Origin of the sequence: Burkholderia sp. RF7-non_BP4, assembly GCF_001521935.1 — a bacterium.
GTDB classification, from domain to species: Bacteria; Pseudomonadota; Gammaproteobacteria; order Burkholderiales; family Burkholderiaceae; genus Burkholderia; species Burkholderia diffusa.
In genome coordinates this window covers 132,421-158,315 of record NZ_LOTA01000076.1, presented here as the reverse complement: position 1 = coordinate 158,315, position 25,895 = coordinate 132,421, and the positions used below count along the sequence as shown (strand labels likewise).

General features: G+C 67.2%; 23 protein-coding genes, 1 pseudogene and 1 riboswitch. Of the genes and pseudogenes, 6 read left to right on the top strand and 18 right to left on the bottom strand.

Annotated elements, in window-relative coordinates; genetic code table 11:
- The 3 genes and pseudogenes from glyA to WS49_RS23575 all read right to left on the bottom strand — a co-directional run.
- Nucleotides 1–143 (bottom strand): annotated as a pseudogene (gene glyA / locus WS49_RS34055) (serine hydroxymethyltransferase); the annotation flags it as partial.
- Between the two features lie 321 nt (nucleotides 144–464).
- Nucleotides 465–1,244 carry an SDR family NAD(P)-dependent oxidoreductase gene (locus WS49_RS23580; RefSeq protein ID WP_059533788.1) on the bottom strand — a complete coding sequence of 260 codons (780 nt, stop codon included), beginning with the start codon at nucleotides 1,242–1,244 and terminating at the stop codon, nucleotides 465–467.
- A 33-nt stretch (nucleotides 1,245–1,277) separates the two neighbouring features.
- Nucleotides 1,278–2,525: a D-arabinono-1,4-lactone oxidase gene (locus WS49_RS23575; RefSeq protein ID WP_059533786.1), complete on the bottom strand. Its 1,248-nt coding sequence runs from the start codon at nucleotides 2,523–2,525 to the stop codon at nucleotides 1,278–1,280.
- Nucleotides 2,526–2,786: 261 nt separating this feature from the next.
- On the opposite strand from WS49_RS23575, the gene WS49_RS23570 reads away from it, so the two are divergent.
- Nucleotides 2,787–3,812, top strand: a complete 1,026-nt coding sequence (locus WS49_RS23570; RefSeq protein WP_059533784.1) for a helix-turn-helix domain-containing protein — start codon at nucleotides 2,787–2,789, stop codon at nucleotides 3,810–3,812.
- Nucleotides 3,813–3,958: 146 nt separating this feature from the next.
- On the opposite strand, the gene WS49_RS23565 is transcribed toward WS49_RS23570, so the two are convergent.
- From WS49_RS23565 to WS49_RS23520, 10 genes are all read right to left on the bottom strand, one after another.
- Nucleotides 3,959–4,387, bottom strand: coding sequence for a hypothetical protein (locus WS49_RS23565; RefSeq protein WP_059533782.1), 429 nt, complete (start codon nucleotides 4,385–4,387; stop codon nucleotides 3,959–3,961).
- A 44-nt stretch (nucleotides 4,388–4,431) separates the two neighbouring features.
- Nucleotides 4,432–6,282 (bottom strand): S10 family serine carboxypeptidase-like protein, encoded by a 1,851-nt coding sequence (locus WS49_RS23560; protein ID WP_059533780.1) that lies wholly within the window; start codon nucleotides 6,280–6,282, stop codon nucleotides 4,432–4,434.
- A gap of 726 nt (nucleotides 6,283–7,008) precedes the next feature.
- Entirely contained in the window at nucleotides 7,009–8,820 is a 1,812-nt protein-coding gene (locus WS49_RS23555; protein ID WP_059533778.1) for an ExeM/NucH family extracellular endonuclease, read from the bottom strand.
- 189 nt (nucleotides 8,821–9,009) lie between these two features.
- Nucleotides 9,010–9,951 carry a copper resistance D family protein gene (locus WS49_RS23550; RefSeq protein ID WP_059533776.1) on the bottom strand — a complete coding sequence of 314 codons (942 nt, stop codon included), beginning with the start codon at nucleotides 9,949–9,951 and terminating at the stop codon, nucleotides 9,010–9,012.
- Nucleotides 9,948–10,328 (bottom strand): copper homeostasis periplasmic binding protein CopC, encoded by a 381-nt coding sequence (gene copC / locus WS49_RS23545; RefSeq protein ID WP_059533811.1) that lies wholly within the window; start codon nucleotides 10,326–10,328, stop codon nucleotides 9,948–9,950. The genes WS49_RS23550 and copC overlap by 4 nt, the downstream gene beginning before the upstream one ends.
- A 14-nt stretch (nucleotides 10,329–10,342) precedes the next feature.
- Nucleotides 10,343–10,690 (bottom strand): copper-binding protein, encoded by a 348-nt coding sequence (locus WS49_RS23540; RefSeq protein WP_059533774.1) that lies wholly within the window; start codon nucleotides 10,688–10,690, stop codon nucleotides 10,343–10,345.
- Nucleotides 10,691–10,763: 73 nt separating this feature from the next.
- Nucleotides 10,764–12,059 (bottom strand): multicopper oxidase family protein, encoded by a 1,296-nt coding sequence (locus WS49_RS23535; protein WP_059533772.1) that lies wholly within the window; start codon nucleotides 12,057–12,059, stop codon nucleotides 10,764–10,766.
- Nucleotide 12,060: 1 nt separating this feature from the next.
- The gene (locus WS49_RS23530) at nucleotides 12,061–13,566 is read right to left on the bottom strand and encodes a TolC family protein (RefSeq protein WP_059533770.1); all 1,506 of its coding nucleotides are present in this window, start codon (nucleotides 13,564–13,566) and stop codon (nucleotides 12,061–12,063) included.
- Nucleotides 13,563–13,856, bottom strand: coding sequence for a hypothetical protein (locus WS49_RS23525; protein ID WP_059533768.1), 294 nt, complete (start codon nucleotides 13,854–13,856; stop codon nucleotides 13,563–13,565). The genes WS49_RS23530 and WS49_RS23525 overlap by 4 nt, the downstream gene beginning before the upstream one ends.
- 88 nt (nucleotides 13,857–13,944) lie before the next feature.
- Nucleotides 13,945–14,325, bottom strand: coding sequence for a hypothetical protein (locus WS49_RS23520; RefSeq protein ID WP_059533766.1), 381 nt, complete (start codon nucleotides 14,323–14,325; stop codon nucleotides 13,945–13,947).
- A 266-nt stretch (nucleotides 14,326–14,591) separates the two neighbouring features.
- Between WS49_RS23520 and WS49_RS23515 the strand changes: the two genes are divergently transcribed.
- The 3 genes from WS49_RS23515 (at nucleotide 14,592) to WS49_RS23505 (ending at nucleotide 18,067) form a co-directional block, all read left to right on the top strand.
- Nucleotides 14,592–15,263: a heavy metal response regulator transcription factor gene (locus WS49_RS23515; RefSeq protein WP_059533764.1), complete on the top strand. Its 672-nt coding sequence runs from the start codon at nucleotides 14,592–14,594 to the stop codon at nucleotides 15,261–15,263.
- A complete protein-coding gene (locus tag WS49_RS23510; RefSeq protein ID WP_059533762.1) occupies nucleotides 15,260–16,675 on the top strand; it encodes a heavy metal sensor histidine kinase in 1,416 nt (471 codons plus the stop codon). The genes WS49_RS23515 and WS49_RS23510 overlap by 4 nt, the downstream gene beginning before the upstream one ends.
- Nucleotides 16,676–16,789: 114 nt before the next feature.
- A riboswitch (yybP-ykoY riboswitch) is annotated at nucleotides 16,790–16,965 on the top strand.
- A 91-nt stretch (nucleotides 16,966–17,056) separates the two neighbouring features.
- Nucleotides 17,057–18,067 carry a sodium:calcium antiporter gene (locus WS49_RS23505; protein ID WP_059533760.1) on the top strand — a complete coding sequence of 337 codons (1,011 nt, stop codon included), beginning with the start codon at nucleotides 17,057–17,059 and terminating at the stop codon, nucleotides 18,065–18,067.
- A 67-nt stretch (nucleotides 18,068–18,134) separates the two neighbouring features.
- On the opposite strand, the gene WS49_RS23500 is transcribed toward WS49_RS23505, so the two are convergent.
- From WS49_RS23500 to WS49_RS23480, 5 genes are all read right to left on the bottom strand, one after another.
- Nucleotides 18,135–18,503 (bottom strand): copper-binding protein, encoded by a 369-nt coding sequence (locus WS49_RS23500; protein WP_059533758.1) that lies wholly within the window; start codon nucleotides 18,501–18,503, stop codon nucleotides 18,135–18,137.
- The gene (locus tag WS49_RS23495; RefSeq protein ID WP_059533756.1) at nucleotides 18,500–21,706 is read right to left on the bottom strand and encodes an efflux RND transporter permease subunit; all 3,207 of its coding nucleotides are present in this window, start codon (nucleotides 21,704–21,706) and stop codon (nucleotides 18,500–18,502) included. Before WS49_RS23495 ends, WS49_RS23500 begins: the two co-directional genes overlap by 4 nt.
- Complete coding sequence (locus WS49_RS23490; protein ID WP_059533809.1) at nucleotides 21,703–23,202, bottom strand: efflux RND transporter periplasmic adaptor subunit; 1,500 nt, start codon at nucleotides 23,200–23,202, stop codon at nucleotides 21,703–21,705. The genes WS49_RS23495 and WS49_RS23490 overlap by 4 nt, the downstream gene beginning before the upstream one ends.
- 11 nt (nucleotides 23,203–23,213) lie before the next feature.
- Nucleotides 23,214–24,506 (bottom strand): TolC family protein, encoded by a 1,293-nt coding sequence (locus tag WS49_RS23485; protein ID WP_059533754.1) that lies wholly within the window; start codon nucleotides 24,504–24,506, stop codon nucleotides 23,214–23,216.
- 91 nt (nucleotides 24,507–24,597) lie between these two features.
- Nucleotides 24,598–24,978 carry a hypothetical protein gene (locus WS49_RS23480; protein WP_059533752.1) on the bottom strand — a complete coding sequence of 127 codons (381 nt, stop codon included), beginning with the start codon at nucleotides 24,976–24,978 and terminating at the stop codon, nucleotides 24,598–24,600.
- Nucleotides 24,979–25,235: 257 nt separating this feature from the next.
- Between WS49_RS23480 and WS49_RS23475 the strand changes: the two genes are divergently transcribed.
- Both WS49_RS23475 and WS49_RS23470 read left to right on the top strand, forming a co-directional pair.
- Nucleotides 25,236–25,424, top strand: a complete 189-nt coding sequence (locus WS49_RS23475; protein WP_257127775.1) for a hypothetical protein — start codon at nucleotides 25,236–25,238, stop codon at nucleotides 25,422–25,424.
- A gap of 21 nt (nucleotides 25,425–25,445) precedes the next feature.
- Nucleotides 25,446–25,814 carry a hypothetical protein gene (locus tag WS49_RS23470; protein WP_059533748.1) on the top strand — a complete coding sequence of 123 codons (369 nt, stop codon included), beginning with the start codon at nucleotides 25,446–25,448 and terminating at the stop codon, nucleotides 25,812–25,814.
- Nucleotides 25,815–25,895: the final 81 nt, after the last annotated feature.

The following is a 25,895-nucleotide window of genomic DNA, read 5'->3' as shown; positions in this document are numbered from 1 at the left end:
TGTGCGGCCATCACGGCCGGGCTCGTGTAGTTTTCCGACGCGATCAGCTCGATGTGCTCTTCCTGGCGGCGGTTTTCGTCCTGAATGGCAGTCCAGAGTTCCGGATCGACGTTGGCGACGGTGCTGGTAGTGCGATTGAACATGATGATTGATCAAAAGAAAGTGATGGATTGACCCTGGTATGCCGGACTTGCCCGGACCCGCGAAGCAGGGCGCCTGACCGGCGCCCGATGACGTCATCGCCCATGCCGCCCCGCGATGCCGGCTGAACGGTGATTCGGCATTGCCATTCCAGCAGACGCAAATCGGTTCAGATAGAAGGATTACGACAATCCGCTAGGACACATCGCGCGACGACCCGCCAAAAAAAATCGAAGGCCCGCATCGCTGCGGAACCTTCGACGGAACCTGCCGCTCCTTGGAGAACGCGTGCCTGCCCTTCGGCCTCCTGCGAATATCGGGGCCTAAACGGCGGAAAAACAGTTGTCGACGAACAGGTGCGTGCCGTTGACGAAACTCGATTCGTCCGACGCCAGGAACAGCGCGGCCGCGGCCACTTCCGACGGCTCGCACAGCCGGCCTTGCTGCACCGCGATGGCCGCCTCGGTCGCGTCCACGCCCATCGCCTGCAGATCCCTCAGCTCGCGCATCCCGTGCGGCGTGCGGATGAACCCGGGCGCCAGCGCGTTGCAGCGGATGCCGCGGTCGCGGTACTCGACGGCGATCGCCCGCGCGAACATGTGGCACGCGCCCTTGGTCGCGTCATACAGCACCTCGCCGGGCGTCGCGCAGACGGCCGAGATCGACGACGTGCAGACGATGCTGCCGCGCCCCTTTTCCAGCATCTGCGGGAGGACCGCCTTCGTCATCAGGAACATGCTCTTCACGTTCACGCCCATCAGCCAGTCCCATTCCGACTCCTCGATGTCGAGGAACGGTTTGACGATCAACGTGCCCGCGTGATTGAACAGGATGTCCGCGTTGCCATACTGCCGGCGCGCCGCGTCGACCGCCGCCTGCACGTCCGCCTGCCTCGACACGTCGGCGCCGAGGCCGATCGCCTGCAAGCCGGCATCGCGCAGCCGCGACGCAAGCGTTTCGGCCGCGTCGCCGTCGCGGTCGACGATCGCCACCTTCGCGCCCTGCGCGGCGAACAGTTCGGACGCGGCGGCGCCGCATCCGCCCGCGCCGCCGCTCACGATGGCGACCTTGCCGGCCAGGCGCCCGTCAATCTTGGCATTCATTCGTCGTTCTCCAGTCTGGTTCGTTCGGATTGCTCAGCTGAACAGCGTCCGAAGATGATCGTTGAGGAAACGGCCTTCCGGGTCCACGCTGCGGCGCAGTTCGCGGAACGCTTCGGCTTTCGGGAACCAGCGATCCACGTCGTCGCGGTTCGTGAAGTGCAGCTTGCCCCAGTGCGGACGCGACCCGTAATCGCGCAGGATGTCGTCGACGTCCTTCAGGAACGGCCAATAGTCGACGCCGTTCGGCCCGCCCGAGCACGAGATGGTTACGCTGTCCTGATTGTTGAACGGGCTGATCCACGCCGGATCGCCCTTCGTGAAGCGGTACTCGACCGGGAAGATGCAGTCGCGATGCTTCGTGAGGATCAGGTCGCGCACGCGGCGCAGCGCTTCCTTGCCGTGTTCGGCAGGCACTGCGTATTCGAGTTCGTGGAAGTTCGCGACGTAGTGAATCGCATAGACCTCGGCGCTGTACGCGATCTTCTCGTGCTCGCCTTCGAAGAACGTGCGTTCGTCGGTGAGGTCCATCACCTTGATTTCGCACACGTCGTAGTCCTTCTTCGAGTTCGACACCTTCGCGGTATCGGGCAGGCAGTACAGATGGCGGCTTTCGGACGTCGGGCACCAGAAGAAACCGAAATGCCGGTGCGTGGCCGCGAGCTCGTCGTACTTTTCCATCAGCGCCTCGAAGTCCTCGCGCCACACGCGGTCGTGCAGCCAGAACGCGTCGGTCACCTGCAGCGTCAGCTCCGACACCACGCCGAACAGGCCGAGGTTCACCTGCGTCGCATGCAGCAGGTCGAGGTCCTGCCCGTCGCTCACTTCCATGATCGAGCCGTCGGGGCGAACGATCCGCATCCCGACGACCTGCGACGACAGGTTGCTCAGCGTCGTCCCCGTGCCGTGCGTGCCGGTTGCGAGCGCACCGGCAATGGCCTGCGAATCGATGTCGCCCTGGTTGACGAGCGAGAAGCCGATGTCCTTCAGATGACGCGTCACCGCGTTGATCCGCGTGCCGGACTTCACGGTGACGCGCTTTCGTTGCGCGTCAACCGCGACGATGCCCTGGTAATCCTTCAGCGACAGCAGCAGGCCGCTCGTCGCGACGACCGGCGTGAACGAATGTCCCGATCCCGAGCATCGGACGTTCTTGCCCTGGCTCGTCGCGGCATGCACCAGCTCGGCGATCTCCGCCTCGCTGGTCGGCGACGCCATGTGCGCGGCAACGCACGACTGATTGCCCACCCAGTTGCGCCAGAATCCGCCACGTGGAAGCTCCATCGACGTCTCTCCAGAAGTGTGCTGCCGGGCCCACGCCGGCAGCCGTGTTCGGTTCGTCCGGCAACGAAGCGGAAAGCTCCCCGCGCCGGCGCGATGCGATACGTTGTGTTCCGTCCGTGCCAAAGGTATTGCGACGGCCGGCTTTTCACTATCGGATTTCGGCAAGCGAGGGTTTCTTCGGGGAATCGGGCCATCGGGTTTTTTGACCGGCTCGGGCAGCGGCTACAATGCATCGATCCGGCCCGCCCCTTCCCGACTCCGATGACGCCGTCCGCCGATCCGAGCGATTTTTCTGGCGCCCCGCCGCTCGCACGAACGGTGGCGTTCTGCGCGTTCACCGACGTGGAGGAGCAGGCGCGAATCTTCGACGGCTGGGATCTCAACTACACGCAAATCTCGGGCGGCCGGTTTCATGGCTCGTCGTCCATCGTTTCGCTCGGCGGCATCCGGCTTCTGGTCGAGGATCTCGACAAGGTGATCCTGCAGCAGGGCGCGGTGCCGTCCGACCGCATCGCGGTGGCCGTGCCGCTGGAGCTCGAAGGCCATGCGCGCATGTGCGGCGAGAAGAGCGGGCGCGACAGCCTGCACGTGTTCTCGAGCCAGCCCGTGTTCGAGTTCTATTCGCCGGACCGGCACGTGCTCGTGAACGTCGAGATCGAGCCCGACAAGCTGTCGACGGAGGCGATGCGCACGCTCGCCGCGTCGCTGCGCGCGCGCACCTTCGCGCCGCTGATCCCGATGACGCCCCAGGTCGCGGACCGCTTGCGCGACCTGCTGCGCCACACGATGGCCGCGGCCGCGAAAAGCACGCCGATCGACGACGTGACGACGCAGGAGCGGATCGAGCTGCTCGAGCGGACCGTGCTGTATGCGATTGCCGAAGCGATGACGACGCCCGCGCCGGACGCGGACGCCCTCGCGACACGGCCGACGAAGTACTGGTCGCTCGTGAACGCGGTGCAGGAGCGGCTGCAGGACGCGTCGACGTGTCCGCTGTCGATCGCCGAACTGTGCGTGCAGCTCGGCATCAGCCGGCGTACCGCGCAATACGCGTTCAACGACACGCTCAACCTGAATCCGATCGCGTATCTGCGCGCCGTCCGGCTGAATCACGTTCGTCGCGAACTGCGGCTCGGCGGGTCCGTGACGTCGGCCGCGACGAAGTGGGGCTTCTGGCATCTGAGCAGCTTTGCTCAGGACTACCGTGCGATGTTCGGCGAGTTGCCGTCGGCGACGGCGCGGCGTTACGCGCACCGGGAAGCCGAACATCGATCACGCGATGCGTGACGCGGCTTCGCGCTGCCCGCGCATGAACTGAACCTCCATGAAGAAAGCCGCGGCCGAACGTGCGCCGCGGCGGGTTCAAAGCAGACCGTCGGTGCAGGGAGACGGCCCGCATCGGCCATCACCCCGCGCACGACCTCGCTACATCGTCACTCCTGCTGTTCCTGCTCCGCCTGCACCTGCCGCTGCTGGATGAACTGCCGCACATCGCTCATCGTCACGCGACCGGTGTGTTTCGCATCGATCTCGTCGAAGTGCTTCGCGACGAAGCCCAGCCCGCTGCTCTGCGCCTGCGCTTTCGTCACCGCCGCGCCGTTGCTCAGCACCGTGTTGCCGCCGAGCCGGGCGTCGACGCGCTTCTGCGCCTGCTGTTGCAGCGTCGCGCCGGTCGACGGCAATACCGGCGCCACGCGGGTCGCAGGAAAGAACGGACCGTCGACGCCGTGCCCGCCGCGCGGCAGCTTCACCGGCGCCACCGCCTGCGGCGGCAGTGCGTGGGCGCTGCTCATCACGGCGCCGAGGACGATCAACGGAGACATACGCCGCATCAAGTTGATTAGGGACATGATCACTCGCATTCAATGGATGAATTGAGGGTTCCTTTTCGCAAGGAGTCCGTCGTTTACGGTGCGGCCGCCAGCGTCGTCGCGGCCGTCGCGCCCGGCACGCTGCCGGTCGGCGTGCCGGCCGGGTTCTCGTCCGGCCACGGCGGCGGCAGTGTGCGCAGCGTCAGCGCGGTCGGAATCCGCCTGCCCTGATAGAAGATCGTCAGGTCGCGCTTCATCTGCGGACGGGCCACGTCATCCAGATACGTCATGTGCCCGCCCTGGAAGAAGTTCACCTGCAGCTTCGGGTTCAGGCCCTTCACCGTCTGCAGCCGCGCGAGCTGCTTCTCGGTGTTGAAGAACGGCGTCGCCAGGTCGTGGAGACCGTTCTCCGCGAGCACCCGGAGCTTCGGATTGAGCTGAAGCGCGCCGAGCAGATCGGGGATCGAGTCGGGCATCGGCTGGCCGTCATGCGAGAAGTCCCACACCTGGATGATGTTGTCGTTCAGCGGCAGGTAGGTCGCGTTCGGCGCGGTGTAGCCGAGGTAGTCGGGCATCTGCGTCGCGAGCGCGTTCGTGAACGGCTGCGAGATCAGGATGTCCGACGGATCGCCGTCCGTTTGCAGCCGCGGATCCGAGTTCGGCAACGACACGCGTCCGTCGTAGCGGCCGATCGTCGTGCCGGGCAGCAGGCTCGTGCCGAACGGATTCGCGTTGAAGTAGCCGCGCAGCGCCTGCTGCGTGAGGCCCGACGGCAGCGACCACAGCTTCAGCGTCGCATCGCTCGGGAACACCGGCGTGCCGAGCGCATCCGGAATGCCGAGCTGGCTCAGCACCCACGACTGCGAGTACTGCTGCAACTGGTTGTAGATCAGCGTCGTGAACAACTCGGTCTGCAGTGCATACAGATACGGGTTGACCGGCGCCGGCGACACCTGGTTGAAGTACGCCGCGACCGCCGCATAGCCGGGCAGGTATCCGGCCACGGTATCGGTCTCGAGCAGCAGCCCTTCGGTCGACTGCGTGATCGCCACCGCTTCCACCGCATCGGCGAAGTAGTTCAGGATCGACGATTGCAGCACGATCCCCGTCAGGTGCACGCCGGCCGATTCGAGCGCCAGCGCGAGCATGTCGGTACGCGGCGTGCCGTACGATTCGCCGTACAGGTAGATCGGCGACGTGCCGCGGCTGTTGACGTTCAGGTAGCGCTGGATGAAGTCGCGCATGATGTTGACGTCCGCGTCCGAACCCCAGTACTTCTGATTGGTGTTCGGCAGCACGGCTTCCGACAGCCCGGTTCCCGGCGGATCGATGAACACGAGGTCGGTCGTGTCGATCAGGCTGTCCGCGTTGTCGACGAGCGGATAGTTCGGCCAGTTGTTGCCGAACAACGGATCGGGCGTGGCGACGCGCGTCGGCGCGAAGGAGCCGAGGCGCAGCCAGATCGACGACGAGCCGGGGCCGCCGTTATAGACGAACGTGACGGGGCGCGGCTTGCCGTTCGTGCTCGGCGCGGTGTACGCGACGTACGACATCGACGCTTCGGCGTTGCCGTTCGCGTCCTGCGCGGTCAGGTGGCCCGTGGTCGTCGTGTAGCTGACCGTCGTGCCGCCGGATTTCCACTGGTAATGCATCACCGCCGCCTTCTCCGAGACCTGCGCAGCCGCGAGGCCGTCGGTCGCGTTCATCGAATACGCGACGGGGTCGACGTAAGGCTGGTTCGCCGCCGGCGACTGGCTGGCCGCCGCCGCTTGCGCGCTGGCCTGCTGGCTGGCGGTGGCCTGCGCGAGGCTCGACGCGCCGACCGACGACGAGTCGTCGCCGCCGCAGCCCGCGAGCACGAGCGTCACGATGGTCAATGCGCCTAGCCCGGCCAGCCGGCCGCGACGCTCGCGGCGGCTGCCGGTACTGCTCCTGTCTGGTTTCATGCCTCGATCCTTGTGTTGAGTCGGATACCGCTTCACACAGGCCGCCATCGCCGGCGAAAAACGCGCAGGCATACCCGCCACTCGCGTTGCACGGTCGGCAGACGACGGTTGGGGATTGGACTTCTTCGAGAGACTGAACTTGATACAGACACAGCAAACTGCTGGCGGAGAATGATGCGGGAACGCCGCCCCCTGGCAGTTTGACGACTTATCGTATTACCTGAATTTACGACACCACAAAAATAGGCGGTGCTGCGCCGCGTTGTCAAAGATCATTCCGATATTAAAAAATCTCTTATGATGCGAACGGCGATCAGTGTCTGGCATTTGAAAGAAAACACGATTGTTCGCGTTCAGGTCGTTATACGAGGCATTTTTATTGGAATGCGGCGGCGTTTTCGCATGTCGCACCGTCCTTGCCGGGATTCGAAAGTGCGCGTTGACCCCCTTCAAATCGACAGGATTTTTCTTTCATTTTAATTATCCCTGATCAATTAGTGAGATTCATTGAATAAAAACCGGCATCGTCCATAAAATACCGATGCCGATTATTTCGCGGAAACGCAACGGAATTATTTACCCGATACCGGAATGAAACTGTGGAGTGCGCCAAACGGCATTGATGTGTCATGCGCAGTCATTCGCGCCGCTCATTCCGGATCGCATGACAGCGCGAGCGGCGCAACCGCCGCCCGCGCGCCGTACTTCAGATACTCGATTCAGCGATCAGCGCCCGCCGCCCGGCAACGCGATATCGATCAGCACCGGATCGTGGTCCGACGAACGATACGCATCCGGCGCGTAGAAGGTTTTCTGCTGCTCGGCCGACTTGTACGCGAGCGTGTACTGCAGCGCGAGGGGCTCGTCCGCGTTGATGTGCCATTCGTGCACGGCCTTCACGTGCGATGCGAGCGGCAGCGATGCAAGCGCGTGATCGAGGTAGCCGGCTTCGCCGTTGTACACGTAGCTGTACGCATTGGCGCCGATCCAGCGCGACACGAGGTTGCGATAGCCGCGCGATTCGAGCAGGCGGATCGGGTCTTCATACGTGTAGCTGTTGAAGTCGCCGATCAGCAGCGTGCCCTGCCCCGCGATGCCCGTCGGCGTGCCGGCGAGCCAGTCGGCCAGCTTCGCGGCCGCGCGCGTGCGCGTCGGATTCCAGCAGCCCTGGCCGTCGCCCTGGTCGCGGTCGTCGTTCGCCGCGTCCGGGCAGTTCTTCGACTTCAGGTGGTTGACCGCGATCGTCAGCGCCTGCTTGCCGCCGATCCGGCGGAACGACTGCGCGAGCGGCTGGCGGTTCTTGTCGTCGATCGCGAGCGTCGACGCGCGGCCGACGGGTTCGACCGCGCGGCTGTCGTAGATCATCGCGACCGCGATCGCGTCGCCGCCGAGGCGCGACGTGCCGGGATCGACGACGCGCCAGTGGCTGCCGAGCTTCGCGGCGAGCTGGCGCACCGCGCTCAGTTCGCCGTAGCCGTTGTTCTGGATTTCCATCAGGCCGATCACGTCGGCGTCGAGCGCCTTCAGCGCGCTGACGATCTTCGCTTCCTGGCGCTGGAATTCCTGATAGGTCTTCGCGCCGCGGTTGTTCGGATCGTCGAAGCCGCCGCCGAGACCGTTGCCGTTGAAGTAGTTGAGGACGTTGAACGACGCGACGCGCAGGTTCGATTTCGGATCGCGCGCCGGCGCGTTGGTGCGCGGGTTCGAACGCGTGTCGAACGTCGGCGCGGCCGCGCCGGGCAGCGGCTGCACGCGCCATGCGCCGTAGCGCACCTCGAGCACGCCTTCGACGTCGCGCACGGTGTAGCCCGAGCGCAGCGGGTTCGCGACCGACAGTTCCGGCGCCGGATACGGCACGGTCGCCGGGTTCTGCTTGTTCGAGCCGTCGTCGAGGATCAGCCGGTTGCGTGCGTTCGCATCGATCTGCGTCTGCGCCTGCGACGGCGGCACCACGCTCGTCGGCGTGCGCAGGCGGCCGTTGCTCAGCATCACGCTGCCGTAGCGGCCGAGTTCGTAGTTGTCGGTGACGGTGAGCGTCTGCGGCAGGCGCACGCGCATCCCTTCATATGCGGCGAACGCGTTCGGGTTGTCGACCGGCAGCGTGAGCGTGGCCGGCGTGACCGTCTGGCCGTTCGCGCACACCGCGATCGCGCCCGACAGCGTGAGCTGCGTCTGACCGTATTTTTCCTCGACCTTGCCGGTCACGTGCACGAGATCGCCGGCCTTCGCGCGCACTTTCGGCGCATAGACGAACAGGCCTTCGGAGACGCCCGGCTGGTTGCGGCGCTGCGCGTCGGCCTGCTGGACGAAGAAGCCGCCGAAGCCGTCCGTGCCGCCGAAATCGGCGGTAACGACCGCTTCGATCGACACGTTCTGGCCGGCGAGCGGCGACGGCGCGCCCGGCCCCTGGATGTCGGCGATCGGCGTCGTGCTGCCGCCGCAGTTCGGACTGACGGGAGCGGCGGTGGCGGCGAAGGCGGGCGCGGCAAGCGTGGGCAGCAGCAATAGCGGGGCAAACAGGCGGATTGTCGAGCGCATGACAGGGAATCCCGGTTGTGAGGGTGGCGAAAGCTTAGCGGCGCTCGGTGACAGTTTTTAGTAACCAAACGACAGATGGATGTAATCATCCGGCTGCGCTACCCCGGTCGGAAAGCGGGAAATCGTCTGATCAAAACCGCCGCTGTTCCGACGATTTCCCGTTACCGGCGTCGCCTGCCGACCGTGGCGCTAAACCGTCCCCGGCAACGCGCTCGACACGAGCACGGCGGCCACCATCAGCACGCCGGCCAGCACGACCGCCTCGATCCGCAACACCGCGCCGAACCGTCGCAACAGGCCGGCCGGCGTCGCGGCCGCCGGATCCTTCAGCGCGGCCAGCAGCTTCGGCATCTCGAAGAAGCGGTTGTGTCCGCCGAGCGCCGCCGCGATCAGCACGAGCGCGAGCTTGAACAGCAGGATCTGCCCGTACGTCGACCCGAGCAGGTTCGCGGGCGTATCGACACCGCGCCAGCCGTTGTAAGCGCCGGTCGCGAACAGCACGATCAACGTATACGTCGACGCATCGGACAGCGACTGCACGAACGATGCGCCGGTCGTGCGTTCGCTCGCGGGCATGCCGGCAAGACGCGGCATCACGCCGAACGCCGTCACGAACACGAGCCCGACCCACGCGCTGATCGCCAGCAGATGCAGCCAGTCGACCCACACCGGCACGCTGAACAGGCCCGCGTCGACCGGATGCCCGCCGTTGCTGCGCGCGAGTGCGACGCCCGCGAGCGCAGCCCAGATCGCGAACGGAAAGCGCGTATCGTTCGCATGCCGGAACAACGACAGCAGCACGACGACCGCCGCGAACACCGCGCCGGCCAGCCACGCGTGGCCGAAGCCGGTGCCGGCGAGCATCGCGCGGACGGCCGGCCCGGCGTCCAGAATCGACACGTCGCTCATCAGCGCGCAATGCGCCCAGAACGCGGTGACGCTCGCGAGCAGCGACACGCTGGACGCGATGCGCAGCGTCGCGACGAGACGCCGCGCGATGCCGCGCTGCCACGCCGACTCGCCGCGCGCAAGCCAGTGGCTGCCGAGCAGCGCGCCGACGACGACGGCGAACCCGGTGTTCTGGATCGCCACGGACACGAGCCTCAAAAGGCCGACGAAGCCCTCGTTCACCCCTTCACCCTGAACGAATAGGCGCCCTTGGTGCGATGCGCGTCGGCCGTCATCGCCACCCACTGCACCGTGTACGCGCCGGGCGCGAGCTTCGGTATCGCGACGGTCATCACGCGCGGGTTCGACGCATCGACTTTCGCCTTTTCGTGCGCGACGGCATTGCCGTTCGCGTCCGATACCTTCACCGAGCTGAACGCCGGTTCGAGGTCTTCGTTGAACGTCAGCCGCAACGTGTCGGGCGCGGTGTCGACCGCGCTGCCCGTCGCCGGTGCGGCGCTTTCCAGCTTGCCGTGCGCGAATGCCGCGGCCGGCACGGCGGCGGCGATCGCGCCGGCCGCGGCGAGGGCGGCCAGCCGCCCGAGGGGGGTGATCTTCATCGTCATGCCCGGCGTCACGGCTTCTTCAGCTCGACGACGGTCAACGCGCCGCCCACGTCCTCGGCAACGAAGTCGACCTTGTCGCCCACCTTCACCTGCGACAGCATCGCCGGGTCCTTCACCTTGAACGCCATCGTCATCGCGTCCATCCCGAGGTTGTCCAGCGGGCCATGCTTGATCGTCAGCTTGCCGGCGCCCATGTCGATCTTGCGGATCTCGCCGTGCGACATCTCGTGCTTCGCGGCGGCGCCCTGCATCGCGCCGCCGCTCATGTCCATGCCGGCCATGTCGCCGGCCGCGTACGACGCGGCGGAAAACGCCAGCATGCAACCCGTTGCAATCGAAACCAGTTCCTTCTTCATCGTGCGTTCTCCTGAGTGAATGAAACGAAAACCGGCGGCCGCGTCATCACGGCCGCCGCATGCTGCCCGCGGCTCAAGCGTCCGGCAATTCGCCGGTGTATTCGTAAGCGACGGTGCCCTTCGGATGCCGGAACCAGCCCGGATCGCGATAATCGTTGCGGCCGAGGCCCTGCCGGACCTTCAGCACCGTGAACATGCCGCCCATCTCCAGCGGCCCGAACGGGCCGGTGCCCGTCATCATCGGCAGCGTGTTGTCGGGCAGCGGCATTTCCATGCCGCCCATCGCGCCGCCCGTGCTGCCCATCGCCATGTAGTCGGGCACGAGCTTGCCGATCTTCTTCGCGAGATCCTTCTGCGGCACGCCGATCAGGTTCGGCACCTGATGACCCATCGCATTCATCGTGTGATGCGACTTGTGGCAATGGAACGCCCAGTCGCCCGGACGATCGGCGGTGAACTCGATCGCGCGCATCTGGCCGACCGCGACATCGGCCGTCACCTCCGGCCAGCGCGCCGCCGGCGGAATCCAGCCGCCGTCGGTGCCGGCCACCTCGAAGCTGTAGCCGTGCAGGTGGATCGGATGATTCGTCATCGTCAGGTTGCCGAAACGAATCCGCACGCGGTCGCCCGCCCGCACCGGCAGCGGGTCGATGCCCGGGAACACGCGCGAGTTGAACGTCCACATGTTGAAGTCGGTCATCTCGTTCACGCGCGGCGTGTAGCTGCCCGGATCGATGTCGTACGCGGCGAGCAGAAAGACGAAATCGCGATCGACCGGCATCGTCGCGCGGTCCTTCGGATGCACGATGAACATACCCATCATCCCCATCGCCATCTGCACCATCTCGTCGGCGTGCGGGTGATACATGAACGTGCCGTGCGCCTCCAGCTGGAACTCGTAGACGAAGGTCTTGCCGGGCGGAATGTGCGGCTGCGTGAGGCCGCCGACGCCGTCCATCCCGTTCGGCAGCCGCAGCCCGTGCCAATGGATCGTCGTGTGCTCGGGCAGCCGGTTCGTCACGAAGATCCGGACCTTGTCGCCTTCGACGGCCTCGATCGTCGGGCCCGGCGACTGGCCGTTGTAGCCCCACAGGTTCGCGTTCATCCCGGGCGCCATCTCGCGCACGACGGGCTCGGCCGTCAGGTGGAATTCCTTCCAGCCGTTCTTCATTCGCCACGGCAGCGTCCAGCCGTTCAGCGTCGCGACGGGCGTGTACGGGCGGCCGTTGGGCGGCACGAGCGGCGGCTGCGTGCCGGCCTTCGCCATCGTGGGCGCGTCGGGCAACGACGCCGCGCCGGCCTTGCTGACCATCGCCGCACCGAGCAGCGCGGCGCCCGAGCCGCTGAGAAATTGTCGACGGGACACCATGTCAATGACCTTCCGGATGCGTTGCGGGCGCCGGTTGCGCCACGGGTGAAGAAGCCGGCTGCGGCGCAGCGTCGGTCGTGGGTGCGGCGGGCGCGTCCGCGCGCTGCGTCGGCTGCGTCGGCTGCGTCGGCTGCGTCGGCTGCGCGGTCGGCAGACGGCCGCCGACGGCCGCCTGCAGATCGGTTTCGGCGAGCCAGTAATCCTTCAGCGCGTCGATGTAGCCGTTGACCGCGCCGACCTGTTCGCGCGCATCGCTCAGCAGCTCGAACACGCTCGCGAGCATCCCGTTGTAGCGCAGCAGCAGTTCGTCCGAGATCGTCTTGCGCAGCGGCACGACTTCGTCGCGATAGTGCTTCGCGACGTCGTAGCTCGTCGTGTATGCCGCGTACGATTCGCGCACGTCCGAGCGCGCGTCGATCGCCGTCTGCGCGAGCCGGTTCGCCGACTGCATGTAGACGGCCTCGGCCCGCGCAACCTTCGCGCCGCCCCAGTCGAACAGCGGAATCTCGACGCTGATCTCGTAGCCGTGCTCGTGCCCCTTGCCGGTCTCGTAGTTGTTCACGTAGCCGAGATCGACCGCGTTGACGAAGCGCGTCGCCTTGCTGAGCCCGAGCGACGACGCGACGCCCTGCGTCTGCAGCTTCGCGGCCTGGATGTCGAGACGGTTGTTCATCGCATAGCGTTCGAGATCGGGCAGATCGGGGCGTGCCTTCGGCAGGTCGGGCAAGCGCTCGGGCAGCGCGTACCGCGTGCGCTCGCCCCACAGCCCCATCGCGCGCGTGAGCTTCTCGCGCGCGGCCACGGCCTGCTGCTGCGCCTTCGCCTGCTGCGCGACGGCATCCGCATGAAATGCCTGCTCGCGTGCATAGTCGAGCCGGCTGAAGTTGCCGGCCTGGCGCATGCGCTGCGCGAGCTCGGCGCCGGCGCTCGCGGCGTCGCGGACCTGTCGCGCATAATTCGCGGCCTGCTCGGCGGCGACGGCTTCGACATACGCGCGGCGCGCGTCGGCCGCGACCTTCAGCATCGCGTCGGCGGTTTCGAGCCGGGTCTGCTCGAAACGGCGGCGTTCGATGTTCGTCGCGAGCGGCAGCGTCAGCAGCGCGAACACGTTGGCCGAGAACGTGCGGCCGAGGCTCAGTTCGCCGTCGCCGGCCCGCGTGCGGCTGAACGAGAAGCGCGGGTTCGGCAGCCGGCCGGCCTGCACGAGATCGGCCTCCGACAGCCCGAGTTCCGCGTACGACGCCTGCAGGCCACGGTTGTTCAGCAGCGCGAGCTGCACCGCGTCGTCCATCGACAGCGGTTTCTCGAGCAGTTCCTTCGTCCGCTTGTCGACGGCTGCGCGGTCGGCGTCGGTCCTGACGATGACGGCGTCTTTCCCGATGCGCTCCGATGCGACGGTCGACACGGTGTCGAAGCCGCCGTCCTTCGAGAACGTCGTGCAGCCGGCGAGGAATACCAGCGCGAGCACGGTCGCGCCGATTCGCGGTGAAATCGCAAGTCTCGTCATTGCGCGGCCCCTCCGTTCATCGAATGGGACGCGCCGGCTGCCGCATTTTCGGGTTTCGCGTGTCCGGCGGTGTTTCCCTTCGCGGGCCGCGCCGTCACGTCCCGGTTCAGTTGCTTCCAGCCCGGGCCTGCGTCGTCCCGATACGGCACGTAGCCGTCGAACGCGGACGTCACCGTGACGTCCGGCACCGACGCGGCCGCGTCGGCCGGATCGGGAAAGGCGGTTTGCGCGGGCGCGAGCGACGGCACGAGCGCCGCCGCGCCAAGCAGCGCCGCAGTAATCAATCGCATGGATGTTTCTCGTCGTGAGTCGTGCGGCGGACGTCGCGCGTTCGCCGGCACGGTTTGCGGATCGCGGCCGTTTGGCCGCGGGCACGGACTAGATTGAAATCCGGCGTGGCGGCCGGTCGATGCCGCCGGTCAAAAACGACACGACGACCGTCGACGGTGCGGACGAGACGATCGCGAGGCCGACGTCCGACGTAACGGACACGGCAGGCGCCTCCACCATGCCCGAGCCGAAACAGCAGGACCCGCAGGCGGAACAAGGCGTCGCATGGCGTGCGTGGTCGTCGTGCTCATGCCGCTCGCCGTGCGCGCCCGGCATCGCATACGACGCGGCCTGGGCATCGGCGCCGGCCCCCGCGTGCGGTGCGGCAGCGGCAGCGCCCGCGCATGGCGTCGACACGGTCGCGAACGACTGGATCGGCACGCACAGCGCCAGCAGCACGACGAGGATGAATTTGCGCCAGTACGACATGGATGCGGAATCACGCAGACAATGACCGGATGAACGGGAGCAGCGCCGCGACGACGCGCTCCGGATACAAGACGGCCGCAGCTTATCGCCGCCGGCGTGACGACGACATGGCCGAAACATGACCGAATTTTCATGAAGCGCGGCGACGCATCGCACGCATGCTTCATGACAATTCCGTCATCCGGCGGTCATCTTTCGCGCACGCGCTGCGCCGTAAGCTCACGCGTTACACTGACCGGCTGGAATCACGAACGGCCTGCTCCACCATGCGGATACTGATAGTCGAAGACGAACCCAAGATGGCGTCGTACCTCCGCAAGGGGCTGACGGAGGCGAGCTACACGGTCGACGTGGCCGAAAACGGCCAGGACGGGCTGTTCCTCGCGCTGCACGAGGATTTCGATCTCGTCGTGCTCGACGTGATGCTGCCGGAACTGGACGGCTTCGAGGTGCTCCGCCGGCTGCGCGCGCAGAAGCAGACGCCGGTGCTGCTGCTGACGGCCCGGGAGGCGGTCGAGGACAAGGTCACGGGGCTCGAACTGGGCGCCGACGACTATCTGCTGAAACCGTTCGCGTACGCGGAGTTCCTCGCCCGCATCCGTTCGCTGCTGCGGCGCGTGCCGCGCAATTCCCGCGAAATCCTGCAAATCGCCGATCTCGAAGTCGACCTGATCAAGCGCCGCGTGCGGCGCGCCGACGCACGCATCGACCTGACCGCGCAGGAGTTCGCGCTGCTGCAGCTGCTCGCGGAACGCGAGGGCGAGGTGCTGACGCGCACCTTCATCACGTCGCAGATCTGGGACATGAATTTCGACAGCGACACGAACGTCGTCGATGCGGCGATCAAGCGCCTGCGCGCGAAGATCGACAACGCGTACGAGAAAAAGCTGATCCACACGATCCGCGGGATGGGCTACGTGCTCGAGGATCGCGCGTGACAAGCGGCCCCGCACCCTATTCGCTGGTCCGGCGCCTGACGCTCGCGTTCGCGGTCGTGGCCGCGCTCGTGTTCGCGCTGACCGGCGCGTATCTGTATCGCTCGCTGTCCGCCGAGTTGACCCGGCGCGACGACATCGAGATCGCCGGCAAGCTCAACCAATTCCTGCAGCTCGCGCGGGCGAGCGGCTCGACCGCCGCGTTGCGCGCCGATCCGGCCGTCTTCCATGAAGTGCTGCTGTCGCATCCGGGCGTCTATCTCGGCATCTACGACGGCGCGAACCATCCGCTCGTCGAACACACCGACGAAGCCGGCCACACGCTCGCGTCGGTGATCGCGCGGCCGCAGCCGGCCGGTGCAGCGGGCGCGGCGGCCAGCCCGTTCACGTGCTCGCCGCCCGGCATCGGCACGTCGCGCTGCGTCCGTGCCCGCGCCACGCTGCCGTCGGGCGAAACCGTTCAGATCGCGCTGGCGCGCACGGCGGCGGATCGCCAGTCGCTGCTGGAAAGCTATCGCGTCGACATCTGGCTCGCGGCCGCGCTCGGCGCGCTTCTGGTCGGCGCGCTCGGCTACGCGGTCGCGTCGCGCGGCCTGCGTCCGGTCGAGAGCCTCGGCCGGCAGACGTCGCGCATCGAGGCGCACAACCTGACCGCGCGCCTCGATGCGCGCGGCGGCCCGATCGAGCTGCGCGAGCTCGCCACGTCGGTCAACCGGATGCTCGACCGGCTCGAGCGCGCGTTCGTGCGGCTGTCGCAGTTTTCGTCCGATCTCGCGCACGACATGCGCACGCCGCTCGCGAACGTGATCAGTTCATCGCAGGTCACGCTGTCGCGTGCCCGCACCACCGAGGAATACGAAGCGCTGATCGATTCGAATATCGAGGAATGCGAACGGCTTCAGCGGATGATCGAGAACATGCTGTTTCTCGCCCGCACGGACAATGCGCAACAGCACCTGAAGACGGTCGAACTCGACGCGGGCAACGAATTGCGCCGGCTCGCGTCGTATTTCCAGGCGCTGGCCGACGAGACCGGCGTGCGCCTCGACGTGCGCGGCGCAGCGCCGGTCGTCGCGGACGCGACGCTGTTCCGGCGCGCCGTCAGCAACCTCGTCTCGAACGCGCTCGAACACGCGGAAGCCGGATCGACGATCGAGCTGGCCGTATCGACCCGGCCCGGCTACGCGGTCGTCGAAGTCACGAACCGCGGCGTCGCGATTCCGCCCGAACAGATCGAGCGGATCTTCGAGCGCTTTTACCGGATCGATTCGTCGCGGCACGGCGCGGCGCGCAACACCGGGCTCGGGCTCGCGATCGTCAAGTCGATCGTCGAGCTCCATCGCGGCAAGGTCGAGGTCGCGAGCCGCGACGGACGGACGACCTTCGCGCTGCACTTCCCGGCCCGCGTTTCGTGACATGCGGACGATGCCGCCGCGCGCGCATGCCGATTGCTTCCCGACACGCCATGGCATCCGTCACGACGCGGCTTGACCGCGCGCTTGCCGAAAGCGGCCGGCTCGGCTAGACTGGCCCTCGTCTTTGGGGAGTAGCCTGCTTTCCATCCCCGGAAAGCGAACGCGTCAACACACTCGGCCTGCGGCCGTGGCGCATTCGGCCGAATCGGTCTGGCGAGACCATCGACGCATCGCGTCGTTCGTGGTCGGACGTCGGCAGATGCGTCATGGTTCGTCCACGTCCGACCACGGAGTCCCCATGTTCCTTCCAGCCTTCCCCCTGCGTTTCGTTCGCTGCGTCCGTTCCGCCCCTGCCGGCGTGCCTGCCTGCGGAGGTGCCGCATGACGTTGATGCTCGTCGAACTGGCGTTCATGCTGATCGTCATCCTGATCGCCGCCGAACTCTTCACGAATGCGCTCGAACATCTCGGCGAGCGGCTGAAGATTTCGGAAGGCGTGACCGGTTCGCTGTTCGCCGCCGTCGGCACCGCGCTGCCCGAAACGATGGTGCCGTTGCTCGCGCTCGCGGGCGGCACGTCGAACGCGGCCGTGAACGAGGAAATCGGCGTCGGCGCGATTCTCGGCGCGCCGCTGATGCTCGCGACGCTGACGACCTTCCTGATGACGCTCGCCGTGATCCGCTCACGCGGGCTGACCGGCACGATCGCGCCCGAGCGCACCGGCTTCGTGCGCGACCTGAACTACTTCATCGCCGCCTTCACGCTCGCCACCATCGCGATGTTCGTCCCGCATCACGTGTGGGCGGTCCGCGCGCTGCTCGCCGCGATGCTGGTCGGCATCTACGTGATGTACGTCTTGATGACGTTCCGCGCGTCGACGCAACTCGTCGACGCCGGGCACGGCACCGAGGCGCCGCATGCGATGTTCCTGTCGCGCGTCGGGCTGCCGACCAACCTGGCAACCATCGCGCTGCAACTCGCGCTCGGCGTCGCATTGCTGGTCGGCGGTGCGAAGGGCTTCATTCACGGCGTCGAGGGCGTGTCGCACCTGCTCGGAATCTCCGCGCTGTTGCTGTCGCTGATCATCGTGCCGATCGCGACGGAATTGCCGGAAAAGGTCAACAGCGTGCTGTGGATCCGCCGCAAGAAGGACACGCTCGCGTTCGGCAACATCACCGGCGCGATGGTGTTCCAGGGCACGCTGCTGCCGGCGATCGGCATCATGCTGACGCCGTGGGAACCGCGCCCCGAAGTGCTGACCGGCGTGGTCATCACGCTCGCGGCGGCGGTGTGGCTGCGCGTCAATGCGCGTGCGCGCGGGCTCGCGATCTGGGCGTTGCTGGCGAACGGCGCCGGGTACGTCGGCTATCTGTTCGTGACGCTGACGCGCTGAAGGCGCGGATCGGGCGGTCGCCCGACGACGCTCGACGCGGGCGGCCATGCCGCCCGCCTTCCCGCGCTTACGACACCTTCACGAGCTTGACGATCGTCAGCGTGCCGTTGACGTTCTCGACGCGGACCTTCACCTTGTCGCCCGCGTGAACCTCGGCGAGCATGGCCGCGTCCTTCGCCTTGAACGCCATCGTCATCGGCGGCATCCCGACGTTCTCGAGCGCGCCGTGCTTCAGCGTGATCTTGCCGCTCGCGAGGTCGATCTTCTTCACCTCGGCATCGGTCAGCACGGCATTCGATTCGGCTGCGGCACCCGCCGACATCTTCATGCCGGACATGTCCATGCCCGACATGTCGCCCGCGGCCAATGCGGGTACGGCGAACGCGCCGGCGGCGAAAACGGCGGCGGCGGTGGCGATCAATTGATTCATCTTCATCGAGATTCTCCGGTTGGGGTGGATGGCACGTTCATGCCGTGAGGAACTGCATCGGACTGCCGCTGACGGCTCGCGCCTCGCGCGCGACGGCGCTGAAGCAGAAGCCATGCGGCGGGAATGACGAACATCGACAGCAAAGGCGCGGTGACCATGCCGCCGACCATCGGCGCAGCGATACGCTGCATCACTTCGGAGCCGGCGCCGTGTCCGACCATGATCGGCACGAGGCCGGCCAGCACGACGGCGACCGTCATCGCTTTCGGCCGCACGCGCAGCACCGCGCCTTCGCGAATCGCGTCGAGCAGCACCGCATCGGTCAGCGGCGCGCCGGCATCCAGGCGGCGCTGCAGCGCGCCCTTCAGGTACAGCAGCATCACGACGCCGAACTCGGCGGCCACGCCCGCCAGCGCGATGAAGCCCACCGATGTCGCGACCGACACCGCATGGCCCAACGCCCAGACGAGCCAGAAGCCGCCGACCAGCGCGAACGGCACCGTCGACATCAGCAGCAGCGCATCGGCCGCCGAGCGGAACGTGACGAACAGCAGCACGAAGATCACGACGAGCGTCAGGGGCACCACGGTGCGCAGCGTCGCCGCCGCGCGTTCGAGATACTCGAACTGCCCCGACCACGCGATCGAATAGCCGGGTGGCAACGCGACCCGTTGCGCGACCGCCTGCTGCATCGCGCGAACCGCCGTGCGCAAGTCGGTGCCGCGCAGGTCGACGTACACGTAGCCGGACAGCCGCGCGTTCTCGCTGCGGATCATCGGCGGCCCGTCGGCGATCGCGATGCGCGCGACGTCGCCGAGGCGGATCTGCGCGCCGCGCGCGGTGACGACCGGCAGTTGCCGCAGGTTCTCGAGCGAATCGCGGATCTCGCGCGGATAGCGGATGTTGATCGGGAAGCGCTCGCGCCCCGCGATCACTTCGCCGACATCCTCGCCGCCCACCGCCGACGACACGACCGCCTGGACGTCGGCCACCGACAGCCCGTAGCGCGCGGCGGGGAGCCGGTCGACGTCGACGTCGATGTAGCGGCCGCCGTTCAGCCGTTCCGCGAGCGCGGACGTGACGCCCGGCACGCGCTTCACTGCCGCCTCGACCTGCGTCGCGATCGCGTCGATTCCCGTCAGGTCCGGCCCGGAAATCTTCACGCCGACCGGCGTCTTGATGCCGGTGGACAACATGTCGAGCCGGTTGCGGATCGGCGGCACCCACACGTTCGACAGGCCCGGCACCTTCACCGTCCGGTCGAGTTCGTCGACGAGCTTCTCCGGCGTCATCCCCGGCCGCCATGCGCTGCGCGGCTTGAAGCGGATCGTGGTTTCGAACATCTCGAGCGGCGCGGGATCCGTCGCCGTATCCGCGCGCCCCGACTTGCCGAACACCGTGTCGACCTCGGGCACGGTCTTGATCAACCGGTCGGTCTGCTGCAGCAGTTCACCCGCCTTGTCGGCCGAGATGCCCGGCAGCGCGGTCGGCATGTACAGCAGGTCGCCTTCGTCGAGCGGCGGCATGAACTCGCCGCCGAGCCGCGACAACGGCACGACGGTCAGCAACAGCGCGACGATCGCGACGCCGATCGCGAACCACGGGCGCCGCAGCGTCGCTTCGAGCAGCGGCCGGTACACGCGGATGAGCACGCGGTTGATCGGATTCGCGTGCTCGGGCGGAATGCGGCCGCGCACGAGATACCCCATCAGCACCGGCACCAGCGTCACCGACAACCCGGCCGCGGCGGCGATCGTGTAGGTCTTCGTGAACGCGAGCGGCGCGAACAGCTTGCCTTCCTGCCCTTCGAGCGAAAACACCGGAATGAACGACAGCGTGATGATCAGCAGCGAGAAGAACAGTGCCGGCCCGACCTCCGCGGCCGATGTCGCGACCAGCTCCCAGCGGCGCGCGGCCGTGATCGGCTCACCGGGATGCGCATGGTCGTATGCCTCGAGATGCTTGTGCGCGTTCTCGATCATCACGATCGCCGCATCGATCATCGCGCCGATCGCGATCGCGATGCCGCCCAGCGACATCAGGTTCGCGTTCACGCCCTGATGACGCATCACGATGAACGCGGCGAGCACGCCGAGCGGCAGCGACAGGATCGCGACGAATGCGCTGCGCAGGTGGAACAGGAACACCGCGCAGACGATCCCGACGATCACGAACTCCTCGATCAGCTTGTCCCTGAGGTTGTCCACCGCGCGCTCGATCAGTTGCGAGCGGTCGTAGGTCGTGACGACGTCGACGCCGGGCGGCAGCGAACGCTTCAGATCGGCAAGCTTCGCCTTCACCGCATCGATCGTCGTCAGCGCGTTCTTGCCCGACCGCATCACGACGACGTCGCCCGCCACCTCGCCCTGCCCGTTCAGCTCCGCGATCCCGCGCCGCATCGCCGGGCCGATCTGGATGCGCGCGACGTCGCCGAGTAGCACCGGCGTGCCGGCGTCGTCGGTGCGCAGCACCACGTGCCGGAAGTCGTCGAGCGTGCGCAGGTAGCCGGACGAACGCACCATGTACTCCGACTCGGCCAGCTCGACGACCGATCCGCCCGATGCCTGGTTCGCCTTGCCGAGCGCGTCCGCGACCGCCGCCTGCGTGATCCCGTACGCGCGCAGCCTGTCCGGGTCGAGCACGACCTGGTACTGGCGCACCATGCCGCCGATGCTCGCCACTTCCGATACGTCCGGCACGGCTTTCAGCTCGAATTTCAGGAACCAGTCGTTGAGCGCGCGCAGTTGCCCGAGGTCGTGACGGCCGGTGCGGTCGACGAGCGCATACTCGTACACCCAGCCGACACCGGTCGCATCCGGCCCGAGCGACACGGTCGCGCCGGCGGGCAGGCGGCTCTGCACCTGGCTCAGGTATTCGAGCACGCGCGAACGCGCCCAGTACGGGTCGGTATGGTCGTCGAACAGCACATAGACGAACGCGTCGCCGAACGACGAGTACGCGCGAACGGTTTTCGCGCCCGGCACGCCGAGCAGCGTGGTCGTCAGCGGATAGGTGACCTGGTCCTCGACGACCTGCGGCGCCTTGCCCGGATACGACGCCTTCACGATCACCTGCGTGTCCGACAGGTCGGGCAGCGCGTCGAGCGGCGTCTGCCGCAGCGAATGAACGCCCCATGCCGCGATCAGCACGGTGGTGAGCAGCACCAGGAAGCGGTTGCGGACGGACCAGCGAATCACGTGCGCGATCATCGTGCGCCTCCCTGCGGCTCGACCTTCGTCAGTCGATAACCGTCATCGGTCTGCTCGAACGCGAAACGCACGGTCTGGCCGACCTTCACGTCCGCGAACGCGTGCGCCGACGGCTTGCCGAACGCCATCGTCATCGCGCCCCAGCCGAGCGCCGGCACCGGCTGATGCGAGAACGTGATGTCGTCGTCGGTCACCCTCTCGACCTTGCCGATCGTTTCGTACACCGGAGGGGTCGCGGCGGACGCGGCGGACGCGCTGGCGCCGGCCGCGCGCGCCAGCCGCGGCAACACGCTTTTCAGGCTCGCTTCCGAATCGATCAGGAACTGCCCTGATGCCACCACCGTGTCACCTTCGTGCAATCCGTCGAGCACTTCCGTGTCGCCGCCGATGTCGTTGCCCACCGTCACCGACACCGGCTGCAGACGGCCGTCGCCGTTCTTCACGATGACGATCGAGCGCGTGCCGGTCGCGATCACCGATTCGGACGGCACCAGCAGGCGCGACATCGTCTTGCGCGCCGCGACGTGTACGCGCATCAGCATGCCGGGCGTCAGCTCGAGCGCCGCATTGTCGATCGCCACGCGCGCCTGCAGCGTGCGGCTGCCCGTGCTGATACCGGGCAGCACTTCGCGGATGCGGCCGGTGAAGTGCCGTGCCGGGTCGCCCGCGAAGGTTGCGTCGACCGACATTCCCGGCTGCACGTTCAGCGCGAGCGCTTCCGGCACCTCGACGACGAGCCAGAGCGTCGCCAGCCCGGCGATCTTCGCGAGCGTCTGCCCCGGCGCGACCATCGCGCCGTCCCGCACGTTCAGCTCGCTGACGACGCCGGTTTCCGGCGCGCTCAGCACGACGTGCGTCTGCGCGCGGCCGGTGCGATCGAGCGCGGCGATCATCGCGTCGGGTATCGACAGCGCACGCATCCGTGCGCGGGACGCATCGAGCAGCGTGCCGTCCATCCCGCCCCGCTTGAGCGCGAGATATTCCTCCTGCGGCGCGAGCCATTCCGGCACGAACAGCGATGCGATCGGCGCGCCCTTCTCGATGCGCTGCATCGGCGTCCGTGCGTAAAGCCGGTCGATGTAGCCGGTGACGCGCGACTGCACGACGTCCGCGCGCGATTCGTCGAATTGCGTCGTGCCCACCGCATCGAAGCCGTCCGCCGTCTGCTGGCGGCGCACGACTGCATAGCGGATGCCGAGGTTCTGCTGCAGGCCCGGATCGATCCGGATGCCCGGTGCGCCACCGGCTTCATCCGCATAGACGGGCTGCAGTTGCATGTCCATGAACGGCGATTTCCCCGGCTTGTCGAAATGCTGGTTCGGCACCATCGGGTCGTGCCAGTACAGCACCTTGCGTCCCGCCTGCGGATCGGGCATGGCCGCCGTCGTTCCCGCGCCACCCGCTGCATGGCGCATGCCCGCGACATACCCCGCGCCGAGCAGCGCCGCGCCGGCAACGGCCAGCGTCGCCACGCGCGCCAGTGATTGCTTCGTCATGAGGTTCTCCTTCACTGCGCGGCGACCATCGCCGACGGCACGACCTGATATTCGAGCTGCGCCCAGATTCGCGACACGTCGCGATCGAGATCGAGCACCTGCAACCGCGCGTCCAGTTGCGCGCGCCGGGCAGCGAACGTATCGGCGAGCGAACCGGCGCCGGCACGGTAGGCGGCCGTGGCGAGCTGCACGCGCTGCTCGGCGGCGGGCAACAGCGCTTCGCGCAGATTCGCGATGCGTTCGCGGCCGCTGGCCAGCGTTTCGGATTGCGTGCGGATATCGGCCTGCACCTGGCGTAGCGTGTCCTCGTACATCAGGCGCGCCTTCGTCGCGAGCGCGGCCTTTTCGGCGACGTCGCGGTTCTGCCGGTTCTTGCGGTTGAGCGGCAACGGGATCGTGACGCCGACGGACACCATGTTCGAATACGCGCCGCCGCGCTGCTGGTACGCGATCTCCCACGTCCAGTTCGGGCTGCGCTCGCTGTTCGCCACCGCGGTTTCGGCCTCGGCGACCGCGATGTCGTCCGCCGCGGCGACGAGCGCCGGTTGCGACACGCGCAGTTCGTCCGGCGGCAGCGACGACACGAAGGATTCGGGCGCGGGGGGCGTGCCCGTCACGTCCGCGACGGGCACGGCCGTCCAGCGGCCGAGCGCGATGAGCGCGGTGCGATACGCCTGCCGCGCGTCGAGCACCTGATCCTGCGTCTGCGCCAGCATCGCGCGTGCCTGGACGACCTCGCCCGCGCTCGCCTTCGCGCCGCGATACGACGCCTGCGTCGCATCGAGCTCATGCCGCATGTGATCGAGCAGCGCCTGTCGAAGCGCGAGCGCCTGCTTCGCGTAGACGGCATCGAGCCAGGCCGCCGCGGTCCGCTGGCGCACCGTCGCAAGCTGCACGAGATAGTCCGCGCGTTCGCGGCCGACCTGCTCGTCGGCCAGCGCCGAGCGCAGTCGCCGCTTGTCGGCGGATACCCATTCCTGCTCGATGCCGATGCGGCGCATCGTCATGAAGTCCTGGCCGACGGTGAAGCGCTGCCCGCCGTTGACCGGCAGGTTGTCGATGCCGGCCTTGAGCATCGGGTCCGGCAACTGGCCGGCCCGGGCGGCCGCTTCGAGCCGCGCGTGTACCGACGCCTGCGCGGCCTGCATCGACGCGGAATGTTCGGTGGCGGACTGCAGCGCGGCGTCCAGCGTGACGGGCGACTGCTGCGCCTGGACGGCACCCGCCGTCAGCAGCGCGGCCCACAATACGGGCGCGCGCCGATACGCACGCCGCATGCGCGGCGTGCAGAAATCGAATGACATGGTGTAACCCCAGATCGGAATCCGAATGGATTCCACGTCCTGAGCACAGGACGAACCTCACCGCCTCGGCGGCGAACCGGTCAAATCGGGATCAGCTGATGCGGGGAGGACGCCACAACCCGTTCGGGTCGCGGATCGGGACGGACCGCGTGTAGTGGAAGACGATCGTGCTGGCGAGTGCAGCGGGACGGCTGACGTCGGCGCGGGCGGCCGGGTGATAGAGACTGCCGAACTGGCACTGGGCGGTCACCTTGCAGGCCATGCTTTTCGCTTTGGCCTTCGTGGTGTCGGTGGGCGACGCCTTCATCGAATCGCAGTCGCTCATGTCGGTGGGCATGGCCATGGCCGCGTTCGCGTCCATCGACATCGTGTACTGCATCGGACATTCACCGGTCAGGCCGCTCGCTGCCAGCCCGCTGATGGGCAGCACCGCGCAGAGCAGCAGCAGGATGAAGGTTCGAAGCAGTTTCATGCCCGCGATTATAGCGCCGCGATCCGCGGTGTGGCGCGACGACGTATGCGGCGTCGCTTCCTCCGCGCGGTTGCCGGCGACGCACTAGCGTGCCGGGCCGTCCGCGGCCAGCACCTGCCTCTCGATTCGCCGCGACGCGGGCGCTAATATCTCGCATCGGCGCGGCGCCGAGAAGAAGGCAGTCGTTTGTGCCGTAGTCACAAAAAAGTTACCGACCAGGGTTCAGCACGATGAAAACGAGTGCGACAGGATGTTCCGTGGAAGCGGCGATGCGCCTGCTCGGCGGCCGCTGGCGGCGGCTGCTCGTGTCGTACTTGCTCGACGGGCCGAAGCGCTTCAGCGACCGGCTGCGGCCCGTCGTCGAGGTCATGCGCGAGTTCGGGCTGTGGCTGAAGGCGCGCGATGCGCATTGCGAGGTCGAAGCGGAAACCGCGCTGCCCCGATAACCCCACATCGAGAGAAACATCATGGAACTACATGCCACCGTCGGCGCGGCGACGTCCGACATCGACGACGACGAAAGCTGCGCGAACATCTATTGCCACGACGCGGAGCAGAATTATTGCTTCTCGCTGCTGCGCTTTCCGGAGGAAACGTCGATCGAGGTGATGGTGCTCGACCAGCTCACCGCGCACGTGAAAGATCTGACGGTGCGCCTCACGGGCGACACGATCGAAGTCGAACTCGACGAGCGCACCGCCGCGCGGCTCGACGGCAACACGCATTACGTGATTCATCTCGCGCCCGGCGAGCACGATCCGGTCGTGCTGCGTGCCGCGCTCAAGGAAATCTTCGACGGCAAGAGCGGGTATCGCGACGACAGCGCAAGCACGTGACCCGGCCCGCCCGGCACTCGTCCGCATCTCACGCGTTCGCGCTTCGCTCATGACACGCGCTTCGCGATTCCAGATGCTTCG

Excerpts from the sequence above, each read along its gene's own strand:
- WS49_RS23580 (WP_059533788.1), bottom strand. The coding sequence starts at position 1,244 with ATGAATGCCAAGATTGACGGGCGCCTGGCCGGCAAGGTCGCCATCGTG.
- WS49_RS23575 (WP_059533786.1), bottom strand. The coding sequence starts at position 2,525 with ATGGAGCTTCCACGTGGCGGATTCTGGCGCAACTGGGTGGGCAATCAG.
- WS49_RS23570 (WP_059533784.1), top strand. The coding sequence starts at position 2,787 with ATGACGCCGTCCGCCGATCCGAGCGATTTTTCTGGCGCCCCGCCGCTC.
- WS49_RS23565 (WP_059533782.1), bottom strand. The coding sequence starts at position 4,387 with ATGCGAGTGATCATGTCCCTAATCAACTTGATGCGGCGTATGTCTCCG.
- WS49_RS23560 (WP_059533780.1), bottom strand. The coding sequence starts at position 6,282 with ATGAAACCAGACAGGAGCAGTACCGGCAGCCGCCGCGAGCGTCGCGGC.
- WS49_RS23555 (WP_059533778.1), bottom strand. The coding sequence starts at position 8,820 with ATGCGCTCGACAATCCGCCTGTTTGCCCCGCTATTGCTGCTGCCCACG.
- copC (WP_059533811.1), bottom strand. The coding sequence starts at position 10,328 with ATGAAGATCACCCCCCTCGGGCGGCTGGCCGCCCTCGCCGCGGCCGGC.
- WS49_RS23540 (WP_059533774.1), bottom strand. The coding sequence starts at position 10,690 with ATGAAGAAGGAACTGGTTTCGATTGCAACGGGTTGCATGCTGGCGTTT.
- WS49_RS23535 (WP_059533772.1), bottom strand. The coding sequence starts at position 12,059 with ATGGTGTCCCGTCGACAATTTCTCAGCGGCTCGGGCGCCGCGCTGCTC.
- WS49_RS23530 (WP_059533770.1), bottom strand. The coding sequence starts at position 13,566 with ATGACGAGACTTGCGATTTCACCGCGAATCGGCGCGACCGTGCTCGCG.
- WS49_RS23525 (WP_059533768.1), bottom strand. The coding sequence starts at position 13,856 with ATGCGATTGATTACTGCGGCGCTGCTTGGCGCGGCGGCGCTCGTGCCG.
- WS49_RS23520 (WP_059533766.1), bottom strand. The coding sequence starts at position 14,325 with ATGTCGTACTGGCGCAAATTCATCCTCGTCGTGCTGCTGGCGCTGTGC.
- WS49_RS23515 (WP_059533764.1), top strand. The coding sequence starts at position 14,592 with ATGCGGATACTGATAGTCGAAGACGAACCCAAGATGGCGTCGTACCTC.
- WS49_RS23505 (WP_059533760.1), top strand. The coding sequence starts at position 17,057 with ATGACGTTGATGCTCGTCGAACTGGCGTTCATGCTGATCGTCATCCTG.
- WS49_RS23500 (WP_059533758.1), bottom strand. The coding sequence starts at position 18,503 with ATGAAGATGAATCAATTGATCGCCACCGCCGCCGCCGTTTTCGCCGCC.
- WS49_RS23495 (WP_059533756.1), bottom strand. The coding sequence starts at position 21,706 with ATGATCGCGCACGTGATTCGCTGGTCCGTCCGCAACCGCTTCCTGGTG.
- WS49_RS23490 (WP_059533809.1), bottom strand. The coding sequence starts at position 23,202 with ATGACGAAGCAATCACTGGCGCGCGTGGCGACGCTGGCCGTTGCCGGC.
- WS49_RS23485 (WP_059533754.1), bottom strand. The coding sequence starts at position 24,506 with ATGTCATTCGATTTCTGCACGCCGCGCATGCGGCGTGCGTATCGGCGC.
- WS49_RS23480 (WP_059533752.1), bottom strand. The coding sequence starts at position 24,978 with ATGAAACTGCTTCGAACCTTCATCCTGCTGCTGCTCTGCGCGGTGCTG.
- WS49_RS23470 (WP_059533748.1), top strand. The coding sequence starts at position 25,446 with ATGGAACTACATGCCACCGTCGGCGCGGCGACGTCCGACATCGACGAC.